Annotated in this window: 1 protein-coding gene; it reads right to left on the bottom strand. The window is 39.6% G+C overall.

What is annotated here, in order from left to right:
• The coding region (locus GNP81_RS19165; protein WP_155675071.1) for a cadherin repeat domain-containing protein at window positions 1-235 on the bottom strand (235 nt) is incomplete at both ends.

The following is a 235-nucleotide window of genomic DNA, read 5'->3' as shown; positions in this document are numbered from 1 at the left end:
AGAATCTGCAACTTCATGATCTAGATTACCAATCAATGTCACGACCCCTGTAATAGCATCGATAGCAAATAACCCTGCATCAATATCAGCTTGTGATAATGCATAAGTCACATCATCACCATCAGGATCTGTCGCAAGGCCAGTGATATTAACCACTGAACCTACTTCTGCATTTTCTGAAATTGAATTATCCGTAGCGTTACTATCTGTAACTGGACCTACATCGTTATCAGTA

The sequence above is a fragment of the Aliivibrio fischeri genome (assembly GCF_009727955.1).
In the GTDB taxonomy this organism is placed as follows: Bacteria; Pseudomonadota; Gammaproteobacteria; order Enterobacterales; family Vibrionaceae; genus Aliivibrio; species Aliivibrio fischeri_A.
This window is presented reverse-complemented; position numbering and strand designations above follow the sequence as displayed.